This window comes from Micromonospora sp. NPDC005305 (assembly GCF_040607315.1).
Classification (GTDB): domain Bacteria; phylum Actinomycetota; class Actinomycetes; order Mycobacteriales; family Micromonosporaceae; genus Micromonospora.
The window spans coordinates 83,963-103,761 of sequence record NZ_JBEXGL010000004.1; the positions used below are offsets into that span (position 1 = coordinate 83,963).

Sequence of the window (19,799 nt, forward strand, 5' to 3'; positions counted from 1 at the left end):
AGCGGGGCGGCGGGTGAGAATGACCGGATGACCTCAGTCGCCATCGTCACCGGGGCGTCCAGCGGGATCGGCGCGGCCACCGCCCGCCGGCTGGCCGCCGAAGGTTTCCACGTGCTCGCCGCCGCGCGGCGTACCGACCGGCTGGCCGGCCTGGTCGCCGAGATCGAGGCGGCCGGCGGCGCGGCCACCGCGGTGGAGTGCGACGTGACCTCCGACGGGTCGGTCGCCGGTCTCGCCGCCGCGGCCGCCGCCGCGCCCGGCCCGGTCACCCTGCTGGTGAACAACGCCGGTGGGGCGCGCGGCCTCGACCCGGTGGAGTCCGCCGACGTCGGCGACTGGCAGTGGATGTACGACGTCAACGTGCTCGGCACGCTCCGGGTCACCAAGGCGCTGCTGCCCGCGCTGGAGTCCTCCGGCGCCGGCACGGTCGTGATCGTCAGCTCCACCGCCGGGCACGTCGTCTACGAGGGCGGCGGCGGTTACACGGCGGCCAAGCACGCGCAGACGGCGATGGCCGGCACGCTGCGGCTGGAGCTGTGCGGCCGGCCGGTCCGGGTGATCGAGATCGACCCGGGCATGGTGAAGACCGAGGAGTTCGGCCTGGTCCGCTTCGGCGGCGACGCCGACCGGGCCGCCGCCGTCTACGCGGGGGTGGCCGAACCGCTGGTCGCCGAGGACGTGGCCGACTGCGTCGCCTGGTGCGCCACCCGCCCGCACCACGTCAACATCGACCAGCTCGTGGTCCGCCCGCTGGCGCAGGCCGCGCAGCACAAGGTGCACCGGACCTCCTGATGGTCCGGCCGCTCGGGGTCGTCACCCGGGGCACGACGAATCCGAACCGGCTCCGGCGGGTCGACAACTGGATCGCCGCGGCCTGCGGCGACGCGCTGCGCGCCGCCGCCGACCCCCTCGTGGTCGACCTGGGCTACGGCGCCACCCCGGTGACCGCCGTCGAGCTGCGGGCCCGGCTCGCCGCCGCCGTCCGCGCCGACGTCCGGGTGGTCGGGCTGGAGATCGATCCGGTACGCGTGGCCGCCGCCCAGCCGGCCGCCGACCCGCCCGGGCTCACCTTCGCCCGGGGCGGCTTCGAGCTGGCCGGGCTGCGTCCCGCCCTGGTGCGCGCGTTCAACGTGCTGCGCCAGTACGACGAGGGCGAGGTGGCCGACGCCTGGCGTACGGTCACCGGTCGGCTCGCCCCGGGCGGGCTGCTGGTCGAGGGCACCTGCGACGAGCTGGGGCGGCTCGGCGCCTGGGTGCTGCTCGACGCCACCGGCCCGCGCACGCTGACCCTGGCCGCGAAGCTCACCACCCTGGAGAGCCCGGCCCAGCTCGCCGAGCGGCTGCCCAAGGCGCTCATCCACCGCAACATCCCCGGCGAACCGATCCACGACCTGCTCCAGGCCCTGGAGAGCGCCTGGCACGCCACCGCCGGCTACGCCCCCTTCGGTCCCCGCGACCGCTGGACGAGGACGGTGGCCGCCGTGAAGGCGGCCGGTTGGCCCGTCCTGGACCGCCCCCGCCGCTGGCGCCTGGGCGAACTGACCCTCCCCTGGCCGGCGATCGCCCCCGCGGGCTAGATGGCGCAGTTGATCAGGACGGGTTCGGGGTGCAGGGTTACTCCGAGGCGGGTCTGCACGCCGTCGCGGATTTCCCGGGCCAGGGCGATCAGGGACGCCGTGCTTGCCGCGCCGGTGCGGTTCGTCAGGGCCAGGGTGTGCTTGGTGGAGATGGCGACGCCCTCGGGGCCGGTGTGGCCCCTGCCGAAGCCGGCCTTGTCGATCAGCCAGGCCGCGCTCACCTTGACCATGTCCCCCGGGCACGGCCAGGACGGCGGCTCGCCCAGGTCGGCGGCGCGCTCCCGGAGCCGCTCGTACGCCTCCGGCTCCAGCACGGGGTTGGTGAAGAACGAGCCCACCGACCAGGTGTCCGGGTCCTGCGGGTCGAGCACCATGCCCTTGCCGGCGCGCAGCCGCCGCACGGTGGCCCGGGCGTCCGCCAGCGGCACCCGGTCGCCCACCTCGACGCCGAGCGCGCGGGCCAGCTCGGCGTAGCGCACCGGGCCGGACAGCGGCGAGCGGGTGAGCCGGAAGTCGACCGAGAGCACCACCCAGCGGTCGCTGTACTTGAAGATGCTGCCCCGGTAGGCGAACCCGCAGTCCGCCGCCGGGATGCGGACCACAACGCGCCGGGTGCGGTCGTACGCCTCCACGGCGGTGATCGTCTCGGCCACCTCCTGGCCGTACGCGCCGACGTTCTGGATCGGGGTGGCGCCGGCCGAGCCGGGGATGCCGGAGAGGCACTCCAGCCCCGACCAGCCGCGCTCGACGGTGGCGGCGACCAGGTCGTCCCAGGGCTCGCCGGCCTCGACGCGTACGGTGACCGTGTCGGTGTCCTCGGCGACCACCTGGAAGCCCCGGGAGCGGATGAGCACGACGGCGCCCGGGAAGCCCTGGTCGCCGATCACCACGTTGCTGCCGCCGGCCAGCAGCAGGACGGCCTGCTCCCGGGCCTCCGCCTCCTGGACCTTCCGGACGATCTCGTCGGCGCTGGTGGCGACCTCCAGCCGCCCGGCGGGGCCGCCGAGGCGCAGCGTGGTGTAGCGCGCCAGGGTGGCCGGGTCGGTCGGGGCGGCTCCGGTCGTCGGTTCGGCGTAGACGTCTGACACGCCTCTCACCCTAGGCTGAGGGGTAGCCGCGGCACCCACTGGTGGCCCGGTCACCCCCGGGAGGATTGCGATGAGCAGACTGCACGGCACGAAGGACTTCTGGATCGGCGCGTTGCGGACGGAGGGTCCCGCCTTCGCCGCCGCCGTCGCGGAGGCGCCCCCCGACACTCCGGTGCTGTCCTGTCCCGGCTGGACGGTCTCCGACCTCGCCCATCACCTCACCAGGATGTACGTCTGGGCCCGCACGGTGTTGACCGCCGGGACGACCAGCCGTCCGGAGCGGCACGACCCGGAGCCGCCGGCCGGCCTCACGCCGGCTCAGTGGTACGGCCAGGAGTACGAGCGGCTGCTGGCGCTCTTCGAGACGCTGGACCCGGAGGCGCCGGCGTGGAACTTCGCCCCGCAGCCGAAGAAGGCGGCCTTCTGGCCGCGCCGGGCGGCGCACGAGACCGCGGTGCACCGCTGGGACGCCCAGCTCGCGATCGGCGCGGGTGAGCCGATCGAGGCGAAGCTCGCGGCCGACGGGGTGAGCGAGGTGCTGGACACCTGGCTGCCGGCGGGCCGGCGGGTCCAGCCCGGCCAGTGGCACGGGGTGGTCCAGCTGACCGCGACCGACGCCGCCCAGGAGTGGTACCTGCGGCTGCGCGGCGAGGGGATGGCCCTGCTGGACACCGCGACGATCCTCGACCACGACGAGCACCACGCCCGGGCGCAGATCACCGGCACCGCCAGTGACCTGCTGCTGGCGGTGATGGGCCGGATCAGTTTCGACGCCCTCGGGGTGGCGGGCGACCGCCGCCTGCTCGACGGGCTGCGGGTGGGCTGACCCCGCCGGGGGGTCGTGCGGCATCGGGCGGAGAGCGGCGTTTCCCACCGGAGCGCCACTCTCCGCCTTTTTCCGGACGCTCTGAGAGCGCTCTCTTGACACGGTCCGGGGCAGCCACCACCCTGTCGTGAGAGCGCTCTCTGAGTACCGGAACCGCCCGCCACCACCCGATACACCTAGAGGGGTCAGATAAGAGATGGTCACCTTCACGCGCCGCCGCCTGGCCGCGGTGGCCCTGGTCGCCACCACCGCGCTGCTGGGCGCCACCGCCTGCGGAGGCGGTGACGACGAGGCCGCCGCCGGTGGCCCGGTCACGCTCACCGTCGATGTCTTCGGCCAGTTCGGCTACGCGGAGCTCTACAAGGAGTACATGGCCAGCCACCCCGACGTGAAGATCGTCGAGCGGGGCACCGGCAGCAACCTGGACGAGTACTCGCCGAAGCTCACCCAGTGGCTCGCCGCGGGCAAGGGCGCGGGCGACATCGTCGCCATCGAGGAGGGCCTGCTCGTCGAGTACAAAGCCAACCCGCAGAACTTCGTCAACCTGCTCGACCACGGCGCCGCCGACCTGAAGGGCAACTTCCTCGACTGGAAGTGGAACCAGGGGCTCACCGCCGACGGCAAGCAGCTCATCGGCCTCGGCACCGACGTCGGCGGCATGGCCATGTGCTACCGCAAGGACCTGTTCGCCAAGGCCGGCCTGCCCACCGACCGCGAGGCCGTCTCGAAGCTCTGGCCCACCTGGCCGGACTACATCAAGGTCGGCGAGCAGTTCAAGGCGAAGAACACCGGCGCCGCGTTCCTCGACGCGGCGACCAACACGTTCAACACCATCCTGCTCCAGACCGCCGGCAACACCACCGGCTACAGCTACTACGACACCGGCGACAAGCTGGTCGTCGACAGCAACCCGGCGGTCCGGCAGGCGTACGACACCACCATGGACATCATCGACTCCGGCCTGTCCGGCCGGTACGGGTCGTGGTCGGAGGAGTGGGTGTCCGCGTTCAAGCAGTCGAAGTTCGCGACCATCGCCTGCCCGGCGTGGATGACCGGCGTCATCGAGGGCAACGCGGGGCCGGGCGCCAAGGGCAAGTGGGACATCGCCCAGGTCCCCGGCAACGGCGGCAACTGGGGCGGCTCCTTCCTGGCGGTGCCGAAGCAGGGCAAGCACCAGGCCGCGGCGATCGAGCTGGCGAAGTTCCTGACCAGCGCCAAGGGCCAGCTCGGCGCGTTCAAGGCCAAGGGCCCGCTGCCCTCCTCACCGCAGGCGCTGGCGGACCCGGCCATCGTCGACTCGACGAACGCGTACTTCTCGACGGCACCGGTCGGCAGGATCTTCGCCGAGGGCGCCAAGAACCTGAAGCCGGTCTACATGGGCCCGAAGAACCAGGCCGTCCGCACCGAGGTGGAGAACGCCGTCCGCTCGGTGGAGCTGGGCAAGCGCAGCCCGGAGCAGGGCTGGAACGACGCGGTCGGAAACGCCGAGAAGGCCGCTGCCAAGTAACCCGAGCCAGGCGTGCGGGCGGTCCCCGGTCGACGGGTGCCGCCCGCACGGCGGAAAGGAGTCCCGGGCCATGGCAGTCCAGCTCGACGCCCGCCCGCCGGTCGCACCGACGCCCGGCACCACCCGCCCCTCCCGAAGCGTCCGGCTCAGCCGGTTCGACACGAGGTACTCGCCCTACCTGTACATCGCCCCGTTCTTCCTGCTCTTCGGGGTCTTCGGGATCTACCCGCTGGCCTACACCTTCTGGGTCTCGCTGCACGACTGGGACCTGCTCGGCGCCGACCACCCGTTCGTCGGGCTCGACAACTACAGCGAGTTGCTGGCCGACCCGGACTTCTGGCACTCGGTGGTCAACACCCTGGGCATCTTCGTCATCTCCACGGTCCCGCAGCTGCTGCTCGCGCTCTGGCTGGCCAACCTGCTCAACCGGCAGCTCCGGGCCCGGACCACCTGGCGGATGGCGGTGCTCATCCCCAACGTCACCTCGACGGCCGCGGTGGCGATCGTCTTCGCGGTGCTCTTCGGCCGCGACTTCGGCATGATCAACTGGTTGCTCGACCACGTCGGCGTCGACGCGATCGACTGGAAGGCCAACCGGCTCGCCTCCTGGGTGGCCATCTCCGCCATGGTCGACTGGCGGTGGACCGGCTACAACGCGCTGATCTTCCTGGCCGCCATGCAGGCCATCCCGCGCGACCTCTACGAGTCCGCGGCCATCGACGGCGCCGGCCGCGCCCGGCAGTTCTGGTCGATCACCGTGCCACTGCTCAAGCCGACGATCATCTTCGCGGTCATCATCTCCACCATCGGCGGCCTCCAGCTCTTCACCGAGCCCCGCCTGTTCAACTCGGGCACCAACGCGATCCGCGGCGGGCCGCAGCGCGAGTCGCAGACCGTGACCATGTACATGTTCGAGAACGCCTTCGCGCCGCACTACAACTTCGGCTACGGCTCCGCAATCGCCTGGCTGCTCTTCGCGCTCATCGCGGTGGTCGCGGCCGTCAACGTCCTGCTCCTCCGCCGCCTCGGCGGCGGCGCGCGCAAGGAGGACCCCCGATGACCCGCCTCTGGTCGGCCGGCCGGCTCACCTACCTGGCGCTGGCCGTCACGGCCCTGATGTCGATCTTCCCGATCTACTGGATGTTCGTGGTGGCCAGCCGGACCAGCGACGCCATGGGCCAGGTCCCGCCGCCGCTCACCCCGGGCGGCAACCTCGGCGCCAACATCGCCCGGCTGTTCACCAACACCGACGCGTACTTCCTCACCGGGCTGGTCAACTCGGCGATCGTGGCCGGCACGGTGACCATCTCCGTGGTCTTCTTCTCCACCCTGGCCGGGTTCGCCTTCGCCAAGCTGCGCTTCCGCGGGCGCAACGCGCTGCTGCTGGTCATCGTGGCCACCATGATGGTGCCCACCCAGCTCGGCGTGATCCCGCTCTACCTGTTGATGACGAAGCTGAACTGGAACGACCGGCTGCCGGCGGTCATCGTGCCCGCGCTGGTCACCGGGTTCGGCGTGTTCATGATGCGCCAGTACGCCGGCCAGGCCGTCAGCACCGAGCTGATCGAGGCCGCGCGGATGGACGGCTGCAACACCGCGCGGATCTACTGGAACGTGGTGCTGCCCGCGCTGCGCCCGGCCGCCGCCGTGCTGGGCCTGCTCACCTTCATGACCACCTGGAACGACTTCCTGTGGCCGTACGCCGTGCTCAACGACCCGGAGAACCCGACCGTGCAGCTGTCGCTGCGCGCCCTGTCCGACGGCTACTACCAGGACATGTCGCAGGTGTTCACCGGGACGGCCATCGCCACCCTCCCCCTGCTGCTGGTGTTCGTCGCGTTCGGGCGGCAGATCATCGGCGGCATCATGGAAGGCGCGGTGAAGGCGTGACGGAACTCCGGTTCCCCGAGGGCTTCGTCTGGGGGGCGGCCACCGCCGCGTACCAGATCGAGGGCGCCGCCCGGGAGGACGGCCGCGGCGAGTCCATCTGGGACACCTTCAGCCGTACGCCGGGCCGGGTGTTCCAGGGGCACACCGGCGACGTGGCCTGCGACCACTACCACCGGTACGCCGAGGACGTCGCGCTGATGGCGGACCTGGGGCTGCGGGCGTACCGCTTCTCGGTCGCCTGGCCCCGGATCCGGCCCGACGGCACCGGCCCGGTCGACCCGCGCGGCCTGGACTTCTACGACCGGCTGGTGGACGCCCTGCTGGCCCGGGGCATCGACCCGTTCGTCACGCTCTACCACTGGGACCTGCCGCAGGCGCTGGAGGACCGGGGCGGCTGGACCGTCCGGGAGACCGCCGAGCACTTCGCCGACCACGCCCTCGCCGTGCACCAGCGCCTCGGCGACCGGGTCCGCACCTGGACCACGCTGAACGAGCCGTGGTGCTCGGCCTACCTCGGCTACGGCAACGGCGTGCACGCGCCGGGCCGGCGGGACGCGGGAGCGACGTTCCGGGCCGTACACCATCTGCTGCTCGGGCACGGCCTGGCGGCCCGGGCGCTGCGGGCGGCCGGCGCGGAGGCCGTCGGGATCACCCTCAACCTGGCCGACGTGCGGCCGGCCGACGGCGGCAGCGCGGCGGACGCCGCCGCCGTGCGGCTGGTCGACGGCCTGCAGAACCGGATCTTCCTGGGCCCGCTGACCGGCGCCGGCTACCCGGACGACGTGCTGGCCCACCTGAGCCGGATCGTCGAACCGGACTTCCTCCGGGACGGGGACGAGAAGCTGATCGCCGCGCCGCTCGACCTGCTGGGGATCAACTACTACTCGCCCACCTACGTGGCCGGCCGGACGGGCGGCGCCGGGAACAGCGCGTACCCGGGCACCGCGGGCAGCGTCGAGTTCCTGCCGCCGGTCGGGCCGCTCACCGACACGGGATGGATGATCGAGCCGGCCGGCCTCACCCGGCTGCTGGAGCGGGTGGCCGCCGACCACCCGGGCCTACCGTTGTTCATCACGGAGAACGGCGGGGCCTTCCCCGACCGGGACATCGACGGGACCGGCCGGGTGACCGACACCGACCGGATCGCCTACCTCGACGGGCACCTGCGCGCGGCGCACGACGCGGTCTCCCGCGGCGTCGACCTGCGCGGTTATCTCGTATGGTCGTTGCTGGACAACTTCGAATGGGCCGAGGGCTACCGGAAGCGGTTCGGGATCGTCCACGTCGACTACCTGACCCAGCGGCGCACACCGAAGGAGAGTGCCCGTTGGTACCAGGAGGTGATCTCCCGGAACGGGCTGTGACGAGGTGGTGGTGACGGGGATGACGACGGCACAGCGACCGACCCTGGAGGCGGTGGCCAGACGGGCCGGGGTGTCCCGGGCGACGGTCTCCCGGGTGGTCAACGGCTCCACCACCGTCGCCGAACCGATCCAGCAGGCGGTCCGCCGGGCCGTCGAGGAACTGGGGTACGTCCCGAACCTCGCCGCCCGCAGCCTGGTCACCCAGCGCACCGACTCGATCGCGCTGGTCCTGCCCGAGGCGGCCACCCGGGTCTTCTCCGACGACCAGGTGTTCCCGGGGATCATCCGCGGCGCGGCCCAGGAACTGGAGGCGGCCGACAAGCAGCTCGTGCTCATGCTGGCGGGCTCGCCGGCCGGGCACGAGCGGGTCGAGCGCTACACCACCGGGCGGCACGTCGACGGGGTGCTGTTCGCCTCCCTGCACGGCGAGGACCCGCTCCCCGGGCGACTGGCCCAGCTCGGCATCCCCGTGGTGTGCAGCGGCCGCCCGCTGGACGGCGCCCAAGTCCCGTACGTCGACGTCGACCACGTGGGCGGGGTCGCCGAGGCGGTCCGCCACCTGATCGCGAACGGTCGGCGGCGGATCGCCACCATCGCGGGGCCGCAGGACATGGTCGCCGGCATCGAGCGGTTGATCGGCTACCGCGAGACGGTCGCCGCCGCCGGCCTGCCGGAGCTGGTGGCGTACGGCGACTTCACCCGGGAGTCCGGCACGGCGGCCATGCGGCAACTGCTCGCCGCCGACCCGGAGCTGGACGCGGTGTTCGCGGCGTCCGACCTCATGGCGCACGCCGCGCTGCGCACCCTGCGGGAAGCCGGCCGGCGGGTGCCGGACGACGTGGCGATGATCGGGTTCGACGACATCGAGACGGCGGCGTACACCGAACCGCCGCTGACCACCGTGAAGCAGCCGATAGTGGAGCTGGGGCGGGCCATGACCCGGCAACTGCTCCGGATCGCCGCGGGCGAGCAGGTCGAGCTGGCGCTGCTGCTCCCCACCGAACTGGTCGTCCGCGACTCGGCGTGACCGGCCGCCCGGTAAACCCGTCGCGGGCGGGTGGGCGGCGGCCATAGGGTCGGCCCGATGACTGAGAACCCGATCCGACCTGCCCGCCCCGAGGACGCACCCGGTGTGGTGGCGCTGCGCGCCGTCGTCCACCCGTACCTGGTGCGCGGCGTCGAGTCGACCCGCCGCATGATCGCCCAGCCGCCGCCCGGTGAGGACTGGGAGGCCTGGGTGGCGGAGGTGGACGGGCAGGTGGTCGGCTGGGTGTCGGCGTACCGGAACAGCCACACCTCGGAGGCGAACGTCGGCGAGGTCTCCACCCTGCACGTCCACCCGGCGCACCGGCTCCGGGGAGTCGGCACGGCCCTCCTGGACGCCGCGCTCGGCCACCTGCGCCACATCGGGGCGAAGCGGCTGCTCACCTGGTCCCAGCCCGAGTCGCTCCCGTTCGCCCGCCGGCACGGCTTCGCGCCCAGTCGCGAGCTGCGCTACTCCGCGCTGGACCTCCGGCCCGCCCCGCCCATGCCCGAGCCGCCGCCCGGCGTGCGGCTGCTGCCGGCCGCCGAGGTGGACCCGCGCCGGATCCACCGGGTGGACGCCGAGGCGTCGGTGGACGAGCCGGGCGACGTCCCCACGGACGCGCTCGGCTACGAGATCTGGCACCACGAGGTCTGGGAGAACGTGGGCTTGGACAAGGGCGCCAGCACGCTGGTCGAGATGGACGGCACGCTGGCCGCCGTCAGCCTGGTCAAGCGGGACGGCGACCGGATGTGGTCGGACTTCACCGGCACCGTCCCGGAGCACCGTGGCCGAGGGCTGGCCCGCCTGGCGAAGCAGGCGGCGCTGCACCGGGCGGCGGCCAACGGGGTACGCACCGCGTACACCTCGAACGACGAGGCGAACGGGCCGATGCTGGCGATCAACACCCGGCTGGGCTACCGGCCGGTGGGCAGCCAGTGGTCCTGCCTGCGCGACCTCGACTAGCGCCCCGCGGCGACCCGGACAGCGGTCGCGTAGGTGTCGGCGCCGAAGAGCACCAGCCGGGCCTCGGTCACGTACGCCGGGGTGGCCGCATGCAGCGCGGCCAGCGCCTGCGCCACCGCGTCCTCGACCGGCCAGCCGTAGATGCCGGCGGAGATCAGCGGGAAGGCGACGCGCGCCGCGCCCAGCCCGTCGGCGACCCGGAGGCTGTTGGCGTAGCAGTCGCGCAGCAGCACCGACCGGTCCTCGCGCGGGGAGAAGACCGGCCCCACGGTGTGCACCACCCAGCGGGCCGGCAGGTGGCCGCCCGTGGTGGCGACCGCCTGGCCGGTGGGCAGGCCGTCCGGGTAGCGGGAGGCGCGCAGTGCCCGGCACTCCTCCAGGATGGCCGGTCCACCCGCGCGGTGGATCGCGCCGTCCACGCCCCCGCCGCCGAGCAGCGACGAGTTGGCCGCGTTGACGATGGCGTCGACCTGCTGCGCGGTGATGTCCCCCTCGATCAGGACCGTCTCCATGTCACCCCTCCTCGACGACGGACTGCCCGAGCGCCCGCCGGGCCAGCAGGGTGGCCCCGGCCACGGCGGCCGGCATGACCAGCACCGCGCCGAGCGGGATCAGGAAGCAGACGAAGACCGCCACCCCGAACCCCAGGGTGGCCGGCCGGTCCGCCCTGAGCAACGACCGCCGCTCCGGCAGTCGCATGCCGCGCCGGTAGAACGGTGCGCCGACCAGCTCCAGGGCGAGGAACCAACCACCCACCAGGGCGCCGACCACCGGGACCACCGTCTGCCCGACCACCGGGATGAAGCCGGCCGCGAACAGGGGTACGCCGACCAGCGCGGAGATGGCCACCAGGCGCAACGAGTCGAGGATGCTGCGCCGCAGCGAGGCCCAGAACGGCACCTCGACCGCGCCGGGCGTACCGCCGAGGCGGTCCTCCACCCGCTCGGAGATCTTCTCGTAGAACGGGTCGCCGACGGCCAGCGTGACCGCCGTGAAGGTGAGCACCCCGAGCAGGCCGGCCAGCCCGACGACGGCCAGCCCGGCCGCCACCCGGATGAGGCTGCGCCAGGTTTCCGACCAGTCGTCCGCGAACGGGGTGACCAGCGCGGCCAGGTCGTCCACGAAGTACAGCAGGGTGGCGAACAGGGCCACGAAGATCGCGCCGGTGATCAGCGCCGGCACGACACCGAGCAGCATGAGGCCGGGGCTGCGGACGTAGAGGCCGAGACCGCGCAGCAGCAGGCCGGCGCCGGCGAGGAAACGGGTGACGGCGCCGGTCACGGGCGCGGCGAGGCGGGGTGCGTCCACGACGGCACAGCCTAGTGGCCACGCACACCCCGCCAGCCTGTTAGGAGGGGGCCCCTGTACTACCGGAGGCGTTAATAGGGGGCCCCTCCTTTCACAATGGGCGGGTGCGCGCGTCCCGGTTGATCTCTTTGGTGCTTCTGCTTCAGGCGCGGGAGGCGATGACCGCGGCCGAGCTGGCCCGCGAGCTGGAGGTCTCCGAGCGCACCGTCTACCGGGACGTGCTGGCGCTCTCCGCCGCCGGGGTGCCGGTCTACGCCGACCGCGGCCGGGCCGGCGGCTACCGCCTGCTCGGCGGCTACCGGACCCGGCTGACCGGGCTGACGCGGGACGAGGCGGAGGCGCTCTTCCTGGCCGGGCTGCCCGGCCCGGCCGGCGACATGGGGCTCGCCGACGCGGTGGCCGGCGCCGAGTTGAAGGTGCTCGCCGCGCTGCCGCCGAGCCTGCGGGACGCGCCCGCCCGCACCGGCCAGCGGTTCCACCTGGACGTGCCGGGCTGGTTCCGGGAGTCCGGCCCGCCGCCGTGGCTGGCCGAGCTGGCCCGGGCGGTCTGGCGGGACCGGCAGGTCGAGCTGCGGTACCGGCGCGGCGAGCGGGAGGTGACCCGGTCGGTCGCACCGTACGGGCTGGTGCTGAAGAACGGCGTCTGGTACCTGGTCGGGCGGGTCGGCGACGGGTGGCGGACGTACCGGGTGGACCGGGTGGTCGGCGTCGAGGTGAGCGACGAGGGCTTCGATCGGGACGAGGGCTTCGACCTCGGGGCGTACTGGCGGGAGCAGGCCGAGGCGTTCCTGCGGGACATCCTCCGGGCCGAGGTCACCGTGCGGCTCAGCCCGGCCGGGCTGCGCGCGTTGCGGCACCTGGTCGACGCCCCGTTCGTCCACGCCGAGGCGGTCGCCGCCGCCGGCCGGCCCGACGGGCAGGGCCGGGTGGTGCTCCGGCTGCCCGTCGAGTCGGTCGAGGTGGCGTACGCCCAGTTGCTGGCGCTCGGCCCCGAGGTGGAGGTGCTCGACCCGCCGGAGCTGCGGGCCCGCTGCGCCGAGGCGGCCCGCCGCGCGGCCGCGCTCTACGCCGGGGAGCCGGACGCCGGTCAGCGGTAGCCGGCGTCGTTCGCCGGCTTGCCGGGCCGGACCACCTCCTCGTAGTAGCGCGCCCAGTGCGGGCGGGTGCCGTCGAGGTCGGTGAAGCCGTACACCTGGGCCAGCCCGCCGCTGTCCACGGACTTCCCGTTCCAGCGGGCCCGGTCCGGGTCGGCGGCCAGCGCGGCCACGGCGCGCCCCACGAAGGCCGGCGTCTCCGACATGACGAAGTGCGGGTCGGTCGCCGCGCCGTCACGCCAGGTCGCCTCGGTGACGCCGAAGTGCTCCAGCATGGCCTCCGAGCGCAGCCAGCCCGGGGTGAGCGCGACCGCCGTGGCGCCGTGCGGCGCCAGCTCGTGCGCCTGGCTGAAGGCGAGCCGGTTCACCGAGACCTTGGCCAGGTCGTAGAAGACCGAGAGCCGGTACTCGGTGTCGTTGTACTCCTTGGTCCCGTCGCCGATCTCGACGACGAGGCCGCCCGGGTTGCGGATCAGCAGCGGCAGGGCGAAGTGGCTGGTGATGATGTGGGTGTCCACGGCCAGCCGGAGGGTGCGGAAGCCGGCGTCCAGGGGTTGCTCCCAGACCGGCTTCTCCCAGGTGATCAGCGGGTCGGCGCCCCAGATGTCGTTGACCAGCACGTCGAGCCGGCCCTGCTCGGCGTCGATCCGCGCGACGAGGCGGCGGACCTGCTCGGGGTCGAGGTGGTCGACGGCGACGGCGATGCCGCGGCCACCCGCCGCGGTCACCCGCTCGGCGGTCTCCTCGATGGTCTCCGGCCGGCCCATCTCCGACCGGCGCTCCCGGGTGGAGCGGCCGGTGGCGTAGACGGTGGCCCCGGCGGCGCCGAGCTGGACGGCGATCTGTCGCCCGGCGCCCCGGGTCGCGCCCGCAACGAGCGCGATCTTCCCTGTCAGCGGTGTCGTCATGGGACCACCGTGGCACCGATACCTGACAGCGGAGGTCCGGATTCGGCGGCGTCACGCGAACCGCCCCGGCCGGCCTCAGTCGACCAGGCGCACCCGCACCCGGCGGTTGGCGCGGCCCTTGCTCTCCACCTTGACCACCTGGACCTTGCCGATCTGGGCCGTGGAGGCGACGTGGGTGCCGCCGTCGGCCTGCACGTCCAGCCCGACGATGTCGACGATCCGCACCTCCTGCTCGTCCGGCGGGATCAGGTTCGACTGGGTGCGGATGATGTCCGGCAGGGCCAGCGCATCGGCCCGGGGCAGCACCCGGACGGCGACCGACCGGTCGGCGGCCACCTCGGCGTTGACCAGGTCCTCGATGCGGGCCTTGAAGTCCGGCGGCACCTCGGGGAGGTTGAAGTCCATCCGGGCCTCGCCTGGTTCCATGTTCCCGCCGGTGACCAGCGCGCCGAAGTCGCGGAACACCACCCCGCACAGCACGTGCAGGCCGGAGTGGGTGCGCATCAGCATGGTCCGCCGGGTGTCCTCGACCGCGCCGGCGACGGCGGTGCCGACCGGCGGCACCGGGTCACCCTCGGCCGGAACGAGCCAGAGGTCGTCGCCCTTGCGGGTGCCCACGATCCGGGTCTGCACCCCCTGCCAGAGCAGCACCCCGTGGTCCGGCGGCTGCCCGCCGCCGCCCGGGTAGAAGGCCGACCGGTCCAGCACGATGCCCTGCTCGGGATCGGCCGCCAGCACCGTGCACTGCCACTCCCGCAGGGTGGGGTCGGCGAGGTCGAGACGGTGGGTGCGGCCGTGGTGTGTGACGCCCATGACCGCCGACGTTACCCGTTGAGGAACGTCGAGATCCGCTCCCGCAGGTCGGCGCGTTCCGTCCAGAGCACGCCCGGCCGGTCGTACACGTGCAGGGTGGCCCGGGGCAGCGCGGCGGCCAACTGCTCGGCGACGGCGACCGGGTGCAGGTCGTCACCCGCGCAGCCGATCACCAGGGCCGGCGCGGTGACCCCGGCGAGCACGCCGGCGTCGCGCAGCGGGGCCTGCTCGGGCAGGCCGGCCAGGCCGGGCGCGAGCCCGTCGCGGAGCAGCTGGTCGAGCCGCTGCCGCAGGTAGGCCCAGCCGGCCGGGGTGTTGCGGACCGACGGCGGCAGCTCCAGCGACACCACGTCGGCCAGCGCGGAGGCGTCCCCGTCGGCCACGGCGTCGAGCAGGTCGGTGAGCCGCGCCCGGGCCACCTCGCCACGCGGGGTGTCCAGCACCGCCGGCAGGAAGAAGACGAGCTTCTCGAAGCGTTCGGGGCTCTCGGCGAGCAGGCGGCAGAGCGCGCCGGCGCCGAGGCTGGCCCCGAAGGCCCGGGTGGCGCCGCCGAGGTCGGCCACGGCGCGGAGGTCACGGGCCAGGTCCAGGTAGTTCCACGGGCCGGGCGGCGAGTCGGACCGGCCGTGCCCGCGGAACTGGAAGAAGAGCCGCCGGCCGCTGACGCCGCTGCCGAACGGGCGGGTGGTGGCGATGCCGTTGCCCAGCCCGTGCGCGAACACGGTGACCGGGTCACCGGTGCCGGTGACCAGGCGCTCCAGGCGCACGCCGTGCGGGGTGGTGACCAGCTCGGTCTCCGGCTCCGGCAGGGCCGGCCGGCCGGTTCGGGGCGCGCCGGGGCCGGGGCCCCAGGTGCGGGGGCCGCCGTCGGGCGGCGGTGGCCAGCGGAAACCTCTCACCAGGAGCCTCCGCCGCCGTGCAGGTCGCGCAGCCCGACGCGGACGTCGAGCAGGTAGATCAGCGCCGCCGCGATGCCGATCAGACCGAAGATGCTCAGCACGCCACCCCCGACACCGAGCAGGGTCAGCACCATGCAGACGGCCAGGATGGCGATCCACCCGCCCTTGGGAAGGGTGCCGATGGCCGCGAAGGCATCGGAGCGCTGGGTGATCGCGTGCACCAGGGAGACAGCCTCGATGACCAGAGCGAACACGAGCAGGATCAGCTCGATCACGAGGCGGACGTCGTCGAAGAAGAGCGGCGCGGCGTAGGCCATGTCGGCAAGCTTATGCCGAGACCCCGGAAACGTCCGACAGGACGGCGTCCGGGGTCTCGGTCCAGGTTCGACCTACTCGGCGGCGGGGCGGGTGCGCTTCGTGGTCTTCGGCAGCTTCGCCGACGGGGTCGCCTTGGCGGCGGTCGCCTTGGTGGCCCGGGTCCGCTTCACGGCGGCCGGCTTGGCCTCGACGACCTCGGCCACCTCGGCCGGGGTGGGCACCGCGGCCGGCTGGGCGGCCGGCGCGGCCGGGGTGCTGTCGGCCTCGGTCGCCTCGATGTCGGCGTTCACCGTGTCGGCGGCCTCCAGCACGCCCGCGCCGACGACCCGCTCACCGCGGGCGACCAGCTCGGCGTACGCGGCCAGGGCGCGCTCCTGCGCGGCCTGCGCGCCGGCCAGCACGGCGGCGGCGTTGCGGCCGGCGGCCTCCCGCAGCTTGTCCAGGTTGGCCGCCTCGCGGAGCTTGTCCAGGTTGGCGGCCTCGCGGAGCTTGTCCAGGTCGAGGTCGCCCGAGCCGGCCTTCTCCCGCAGCCCGGTCGCGGTCAGGTTGGCGGTGCGCAGCGTCTCGGTCGCCTTCTGGCGCAGCTCGAAACCGGTGACGACGGCCTTGCCGCCGAGGTCGGCGACGACGCGGGTGCCGAGGTCACCGACCACGGTGGGCAGCTTGCGCAGCTGCTGGAGGGCCAGCTCGCCGGCGCCGGCGGCGGCGTAGACGGGGGCCGGGATGCGGTTGGTCTTCGGCTGGGTCATGACTGCTCCTCTTCGGCCGCACCGGCGGCCTTCCGGACCACCCTGCGGGCGGTCTTCTTCTGGGGGACGGCGGTGGTCGGGGCGGGCGCGTGGCCCGCCTCGGTGACGGCGACCGACTCGAGGACCGCCTCGGTCGGGGTGCCGTCCGGTGTCGTGGGGCCGGTCGCGGCCGGCGCGACGGTGGCGGGGGCCTCCGGCGCGGTGGCCGGCTCGGCCGGTTCCGTGGCCGCCTGGGCCGTCGCAGTCGCCTCGGCGGCCGTCGCGGTCGCCTCGGCGGCCGTCGCGGTCGCCTCGGCGAGGCGCGCGTTCTCCCGGCGGAACGTCTCGTAGATCTGGGTGAGCGACTGCTTCTGGGCCATGGTCAGCTCGGGGTCGACGGCGATCGCCGCGAGCACGCCCTGCCCCTCCTTGTCGTCCAGCAGCCCGGCCCGCAGGTACATGGCCGGGGTGGAGACGCGCAGGGCGCTGGCGAGCTGCTGGAGCACCTCGGCGCTCGGCTTGCGCAGGCCGCGCTCGATCTGGCTCAGGTACGGGTTGCTGACGCCGGCCTGCTCGGCGAGCTGCCGCAGTGAGATCTTCGCGTTGCGGCGCAGGTCGCGAATGAACCCGCCGACGTCGGGAAGGTCCTTGCTGGTGGCCATGACTCCACGCTAACCCGTGCTGCTAGCTGCTGCAAGCAAAATGCTTGCCAGAGTTAGCAAGGTCACCGATAGCCGGTTGCGCGCCCGATGCCCGATCCGTACGGTGCCCCCGTGGCGAAGATCGAAGTCAACGGTGCCCTGCTCACGTACGACGAGGTGGGCAGTGGCAGCCCCGTGGTGCTGCTGCACGCCGGCATCGCGGACCGGCGGATGTGGCGCGGACAGGTGCCCGCGCTCGCCGCCGGGCACCGGGTCATCGCCGTCGACCTGCGCGGCTACGGCGACTCCGAGCTGCCACCCACCCCCTTCGCGCACCACGACGACGTGATCGGCCTGCTCGACGGGCTGGGCGTGGCGCAGGCCGCCCTGGTGGGCTGCTCGTTCGGCGGCAAGGTCGCGGTGGACACCGCGCTCGCGTACCCGGAGCGGGTCGCCGCGCTGGCCCTCTTCGGCGCCCCGGTCTCCGGCAACGAGTGGTCCGAGGAGACCGAGCAACTCTGGGAGCAACTGGTCGGCGACGTCGACCCGGAGGACTTCGGCGCGACCGCGGCCGGCGAGGTGCGGTTCTGGGTGGTCGGCCCGACCCGCGAGCCGTCCGACGTCGACCCGGAGCTGATCCGGTTCGCCGAGGAGATGGACCGCCGGGCGCTCGCCGCCGAGCAGGCGCTCAGCGCGGTCGAGGCCGGCGAGCTGGACCCGCCGGCGATCGACCGGCTGGCTGAGCTGCGGATGCCGGTGCTGGCCGGCGCGGGCGCGGACGACCTGGCCGACATCCGCCGGCTGGCCGACCGGATCGCCGCCGAGGCCCCCCGGGGCGAACGGCTGCCGGACGTCCCGGACGCCGGTCACCTGCTGCCGCTGGAACGCCCCGAGCCGGTCAACGCCGCGCTGCTCGACTTCCTCCGCTGACCGCCCCGGTCACCAGACCGGGCGGACCGCCCCGACCGAGATCCCGCCGCCGAGCAGCGGGATCTCGGCGTACTCGGCCAGCACCGGGGCCTCGACGCCGAGTCGGCGCAGGGCCGACACCAGCACCGGCATCCGGGCCCGCCCGGCGCCGTCGTCGATTTTGAGCGCCACCGCGCCGACCTCCGGCACCGCCGCGGCGATCACGCCCTCCGCGCCGACCTTGGCCAGCAGCCCGGGTACGCCGCGCATCAGCCGGGTGTCGTCGGCCTGGGTGCCCCCCACCAGTTCCGGGTACGCCCGCATGGCGTCGGCCACCGTCCGCTCGACGGTGCCCGGCTCGGCGGAGACCAGCCGCAGGAACGCCCGCGCCAGCCCGGTCAGCGAGACGGCCAGCACCGGAGCGCCGCAGCCGTCCACCCCGACGGCCGCCGCCCTCTCCCCGGTGAACTCCTCGATCGCGGCGGTGAGCCGCTGCTGGAGCGGGTGCTCCGGCCGCCAGTAGCCGTCCAGCGGCCAGCCGGCGGCCAGGCAGGTGAGCAGCATGCCCGTGTGCTTGCCGGAGCAGTTCATCAGGACCCGGGACGGGCCACCCCCGGCACGCAGCACCGCCTCCCGGGCCGCCTCGCCGACCGGCAGGTCCGGCGGGCAGTGCAGCGCTTCCTCGGCCAGGCCGGCGCCGCGCAACAGGGCACGGACCCGCTCGACGTGGAACTCCTCGCCGGCGTGGCTCGCCGAGACCAGCGCCACGTCGGCCGGGTCGGTCAGCGGCAGGCCGGCCCGGAGCATCCCGATCGCCTGCATCGGCTTGTTGGACGACCGCGGGAAGACCGGCGAGGTGGCGTCACCCGCCCCGGACACCGGCGCGCCGACGGCGTCGAGCACCGCGACGGACCCACGGTGGAAGCCCTCCACGAACCCGGACCGGACCACCTCGGCGAGCGGCACGCCGCCCTCGTACGTCTTTCCCACGCAGTGGACGGTACCGACGGGCTCGACGGGGCCGGCACCGGGGTGACCAGGGACGCCGGCCGCCGACGTACAGGGGTGGCGGGCCGGCCGTCGCTTACACGCCGAGCAGCGCCCGGGCCTCGGTGGTGGTCAGCGGGGGGCGCTGGGCGAGCTGGGCGAAGCCGACCGCGCGGGCGACCAGTTGCATGTTGGACTCGACCGGCCGGCCCTTCGCGTAGGTGACCGTGTCCTCCATGCCGACCCGCAGGTGACCGCCGGCCGAGAGCGAGGCCAGCAGCACGGGGATCGTGGTGCGCCCGATGCCGGTGGCCGAGAAGGTGGTGCCCTCCGGCAGGTCGCGCAGCATCTGCTGGGCGGCCACCAGCGTGGCCGTGGTGCCCGGCATGCCGCCCGGCACCCCCATCACGAAGTCGACGTGCACGTGCCCGCCGTGCGGCAGGCCGTACTTGCCGAGCAGGCGCTGGAGCGCCGTGAGGTGACCGAGGTCGAAGATCTCGTACTCGGGGACGACCCCCCGCTCCTGCATCCGGGTGTGCAGGTCGACGATGAACTCCCAGCGGTTGAGGAACACGTCGTCGCCGAAGTTGACCGTGCCCATGGTGCAGGAGGCCATGTCCGGGCCGGCGTCGAGCACGGCCAGCCGGGCGGCCTCCGGGTCGGTCACCGCGCCGCCGGAGGAGAGCTGCACGATCAGGTCGGTGCTCTGCCGCAGCGCCGCCACGGTCTCCCGCAGCCGACCCTGGTCGAGGGTGGGCTTCGCCTCGTCGTCGCGGATGTGGACGTGGATCACGGCGGCGCCGAGCGCCTCGCACTCCTTGGCGGTCAGCAGCAACTCGTCGAGGGTCACCGGCAGCGCCGGCACCTCCGTCTTGGCCGACTCCGCGCCGGTGGGGGCAACCGTGATCAACGTCCCTGTGGTCATGCCGGGATCCTAAACCGCCGGCTCCCC

The 19,799-nt window shown here is 73.8% G+C and carries 22 protein-coding genes; 11 read left to right on the forward strand and 11 right to left on the reverse strand.

The window, feature by feature from the left end:
• The first annotated feature begins 27 nt into the window (after nucleotides 1–27).
• Both ABZS80_RS08575 and ABZS80_RS08580 read left to right on the forward strand, forming a co-directional pair.
• Nucleotides 28–792 carry an SDR family NAD(P)-dependent oxidoreductase gene (locus ABZS80_RS08575; RefSeq protein ID WP_355055135.1) on the forward strand — a complete coding sequence of 255 codons (765 nt, stop codon included), beginning with the start codon at nucleotides 28–30 and terminating at the stop codon, nucleotides 790–792.
• Nucleotides 792–1,577, forward strand: a complete 786-nt coding sequence (locus ABZS80_RS08580; protein ID WP_355055136.1) for a class I SAM-dependent methyltransferase — start codon at nucleotides 792–794, stop codon at nucleotides 1,575–1,577. Before ABZS80_RS08575 ends, ABZS80_RS08580 begins: the two co-directional genes overlap by 1 nt.
• Here ABZS80_RS08580 and ABZS80_RS08585 read toward each other — a convergent pair.
• Complete coding sequence (locus ABZS80_RS08585) at nucleotides 1,574–2,665, reverse strand: UDP-N-acetylmuramate dehydrogenase (protein WP_355055137.1); 1,092 nt, start codon at nucleotides 2,663–2,665, stop codon at nucleotides 1,574–1,576. The two genes, ABZS80_RS08580 and ABZS80_RS08585, sit on opposite strands and share 4 nt — an antisense overlap.
• 70 nt (nucleotides 2,666–2,735) lie before the next feature.
• Here ABZS80_RS08585 and ABZS80_RS08590 point away from each other — a divergent pair, with 70 nt between their 5' ends.
• The 7 genes from ABZS80_RS08590 (at nucleotide 2,736) to ABZS80_RS08620 (ending at nucleotide 10,242) form a co-directional block, all read left to right on the forward strand.
• Entirely contained in the window at nucleotides 2,736–3,491 is a 756-nt protein-coding gene (locus ABZS80_RS08590) for a maleylpyruvate isomerase family mycothiol-dependent enzyme (RefSeq protein ID WP_151460894.1), read from the forward strand.
• 196 nt (nucleotides 3,492–3,687) lie between these two features.
• Complete coding sequence (locus tag ABZS80_RS08595; RefSeq protein ID WP_355055138.1) at nucleotides 3,688–4,998, forward strand: ABC transporter substrate-binding protein; 1,311 nt, start codon at nucleotides 3,688–3,690, stop codon at nucleotides 4,996–4,998.
• A gap of 70 nt (nucleotides 4,999–5,068) precedes the next feature.
• Nucleotides 5,069–6,058, forward strand: coding sequence for a sugar ABC transporter permease (locus tag ABZS80_RS08600; protein ID WP_355055139.1), 990 nt, complete (start codon nucleotides 5,069–5,071; stop codon nucleotides 6,056–6,058).
• Nucleotides 6,055–6,888, forward strand: a complete 834-nt coding sequence (locus ABZS80_RS08605; protein WP_355055140.1) for a carbohydrate ABC transporter permease — start codon at nucleotides 6,055–6,057, stop codon at nucleotides 6,886–6,888. Before ABZS80_RS08600 ends, ABZS80_RS08605 begins: the two co-directional genes overlap by 4 nt.
• Complete coding sequence (locus tag ABZS80_RS08610) at nucleotides 6,885–8,252, forward strand: GH1 family beta-glucosidase (protein ID WP_355055141.1); 1,368 nt, start codon at nucleotides 6,885–6,887, stop codon at nucleotides 8,250–8,252. Before ABZS80_RS08605 ends, ABZS80_RS08610 begins: the two co-directional genes overlap by 4 nt.
• Nucleotides 8,253–8,271: 19 nt before the next feature.
• On the forward strand, nucleotides 8,272–9,279 hold the full coding sequence (locus ABZS80_RS08615) for a LacI family DNA-binding transcriptional regulator (RefSeq protein ID WP_151460899.1): 1,008 nt from the start codon (nucleotides 8,272–8,274) through the stop codon (nucleotides 9,277–9,279).
• Between the two features lie 57 nt (nucleotides 9,280–9,336).
• Entirely contained in the window at nucleotides 9,337–10,242 is a 906-nt protein-coding gene (locus ABZS80_RS08620; protein ID WP_355055142.1) for a GNAT family N-acetyltransferase, read from the forward strand.
• Here the strand turns inward: ABZS80_RS08620 and ABZS80_RS08625 are convergent.
• Entirely contained in the window at nucleotides 10,239–10,754 is a 516-nt protein-coding gene (locus ABZS80_RS08625) for an O-acetyl-ADP-ribose deacetylase (RefSeq protein WP_355055143.1), read from the reverse strand. The two genes, ABZS80_RS08620 and ABZS80_RS08625, sit on opposite strands and share 4 nt — an antisense overlap.
• A 1-nt stretch (nucleotide 10,755) precedes the next feature.
• The gene (locus ABZS80_RS08630; RefSeq protein ID WP_355055144.1) at nucleotides 10,756–11,550 is read right to left on the reverse strand and encodes an EI24 domain-containing protein; all 795 of its coding nucleotides are present in this window, start codon (nucleotides 11,548–11,550) and stop codon (nucleotides 10,756–10,758) included.
• A gap of 104 nt (nucleotides 11,551–11,654) precedes the next feature.
• Between ABZS80_RS08630 and ABZS80_RS08635 the strand changes: the two genes are divergently transcribed.
• On the forward strand, nucleotides 11,655–12,647 hold the full coding sequence (locus ABZS80_RS08635) for a YafY family protein (RefSeq protein ID WP_355055145.1): 993 nt from the start codon (nucleotides 11,655–11,657) through the stop codon (nucleotides 12,645–12,647).
• Here the strand turns inward: ABZS80_RS08635 and ABZS80_RS08640 are convergent.
• From ABZS80_RS08640 to ABZS80_RS08665, 6 genes are all read right to left on the reverse strand, one after another.
• Nucleotides 12,638–13,552 (reverse strand): SDR family oxidoreductase, encoded by a 915-nt coding sequence (locus ABZS80_RS08640; protein ID WP_355055146.1) that lies wholly within the window; start codon nucleotides 13,550–13,552, stop codon nucleotides 12,638–12,640. The genes ABZS80_RS08635 and ABZS80_RS08640 overlap by 10 nt on opposite strands.
• A gap of 75 nt (nucleotides 13,553–13,627) precedes the next feature.
• Nucleotides 13,628–14,365 carry an alanyl-tRNA editing protein gene (locus ABZS80_RS08645; protein WP_355055147.1) on the reverse strand — a complete coding sequence of 246 codons (738 nt, stop codon included), beginning with the start codon at nucleotides 14,363–14,365 and terminating at the stop codon, nucleotides 13,628–13,630.
• An 11-nt stretch (nucleotides 14,366–14,376) separates the two neighbouring features.
• On the reverse strand, nucleotides 14,377–15,264 hold the full coding sequence (locus ABZS80_RS08650) for an alpha/beta hydrolase (protein ID WP_355055148.1): 888 nt from the start codon (nucleotides 15,262–15,264) through the stop codon (nucleotides 14,377–14,379).
• The gene (locus ABZS80_RS08655; RefSeq protein WP_151460907.1) at nucleotides 15,261–15,581 is read right to left on the reverse strand and encodes a DUF2516 family protein; all 321 of its coding nucleotides are present in this window, start codon (nucleotides 15,579–15,581) and stop codon (nucleotides 15,261–15,263) included. The genes ABZS80_RS08650 and ABZS80_RS08655 overlap by 4 nt, the downstream gene beginning before the upstream one ends.
• A 72-nt stretch (nucleotides 15,582–15,653) precedes the next feature.
• On the reverse strand, nucleotides 15,654–16,331 hold the full coding sequence (locus ABZS80_RS08660) for a hypothetical protein (protein ID WP_355055149.1): 678 nt from the start codon (nucleotides 16,329–16,331) through the stop codon (nucleotides 15,654–15,656).
• Complete coding sequence (locus ABZS80_RS08665) at nucleotides 16,328–16,972, reverse strand: helix-turn-helix transcriptional regulator (protein WP_355055150.1); 645 nt, start codon at nucleotides 16,970–16,972, stop codon at nucleotides 16,328–16,330. The genes ABZS80_RS08660 and ABZS80_RS08665 overlap by 4 nt, the downstream gene beginning before the upstream one ends.
• Nucleotides 16,973–17,083: 111 nt before the next feature.
• Here ABZS80_RS08665 and ABZS80_RS08670 point away from each other — a divergent pair, with 111 nt between their 5' ends.
• Nucleotides 17,084–17,881, forward strand: a complete 798-nt coding sequence (locus ABZS80_RS08670) for an alpha/beta hydrolase (RefSeq protein ID WP_355055151.1) — start codon at nucleotides 17,084–17,086, stop codon at nucleotides 17,879–17,881.
• A 9-nt stretch (nucleotides 17,882–17,890) separates the two neighbouring features.
• On the opposite strand, the gene ABZS80_RS08675 is transcribed toward ABZS80_RS08670, so the two are convergent.
• Nucleotides 17,891–18,850, reverse strand: coding sequence for an asparaginase (locus ABZS80_RS08675; RefSeq protein ID WP_355055152.1), 960 nt, complete (start codon nucleotides 18,848–18,850; stop codon nucleotides 17,891–17,893).
• 94 nt (nucleotides 18,851–18,944) lie between these two features.
• Nucleotides 18,945–19,772, reverse strand: a complete 828-nt coding sequence (locus ABZS80_RS08680; protein WP_355055153.1) for a 3-keto-5-aminohexanoate cleavage protein — start codon at nucleotides 19,770–19,772, stop codon at nucleotides 18,945–18,947.
• Nucleotides 19,773–19,799 lie beyond the last annotated feature (27 nt).